1 protein-coding gene is annotated in these 957 nt (G+C 61.5%); it reads left to right on the top strand.

Annotated features, from left to right (window positions below):
- A partial coding sequence (locus ACOTX2_RS11225) for an FAD-dependent oxidoreductase (RefSeq protein WP_421625921.1) occupies positions 1 to 957 on the top strand: 957 nt, incomplete at both ends.

Below are 957 nucleotides of genomic sequence, written 5' to 3'. Positions count from 1 at the left end.
GCGGCCGTGCGGATGAGATCAACACCTGTATCGGCTGTAACCAGGCGTGTCTGGATCAGATCTTCGTCGGCAAGGTCACCTCCTGCCTGGTGAATCCCCGCGCCTGCCATGAAACCAAAATGCCGATCGTTCCTGCGACCAACAAGAAGCGTCTGGCCGTGGTGGGCGCAGGACCCGCTGGCCTGGCGTTTGCGGTCAATGCCGCCTCGCGTGGGCACAGCGTGACGCTGTTTGATGCGCTGGCGGAAATCGGCGGGCAGTTTACTATCGCCAGACAGATCCCCGGCAAAGAGGAGTTCTATGAAACGCTGCGCTATTACCGCCGGATGATCGAGGTGACGGGCGTCGATCTGCGGCTCAATCAGGTTGTCAGCGCGGCGGATCTGATCGGTTTCGACGAGGTGATCCTCGCGAGTGGGATCGCCCCGCGCACCCCTGCGATCGAGGGTATCGATCATCCGAAGGTATTGAGCTATCTGGACGTGCTGCGCGACAAAGCGCCGGTTGGCGAGAAGGTGGCGATCATCGGCTGCGGCGGGATCGGTTTTGATACTGCGATGTATTTAAGCCAGCCGGGCGAAGCCACCAGCCAGAACATCGCTGAGTTCTGCGTGGAATGGGGCATTGATACCAGTCTCAGTCAGTCCGGCGGTTTACGCCCGGAAGGTCCGCAGCTGCCGAAAAGCCCGCGTCAGATCGTGATGCTCCAGCGTAAAGCCAGCAAGCCGGGTGAAGGGCTGGGGAAAACCACAGGCTGGATCCACCGCGCCACCCTGCTCTCGCGCGGGGTGAAGATGATCCCGGGGGCGAGCTACCAGAAGATCGACGACGACGGGCTGCATGTGCTGATCGGTGGTGAACCGCAGCTGCTGCGCGTGGATCATGTGATTTTGTGCGCCGGACAGGAGCCAAAGCGCGATCTGGCCGATCCGCTGCGCGAAGCGGGTAAAACGGTGC

This window comes from Enterobacter cloacae complex sp. IR5412 (assembly GCF_049237385.1).
In the GTDB taxonomy this organism is placed as follows: Bacteria; Pseudomonadota; Gammaproteobacteria; order Enterobacterales; family Enterobacteriaceae; genus Enterobacter; species Enterobacter intestinihominis.
This window is presented reverse-complemented; position numbering and strand designations above follow the sequence as displayed.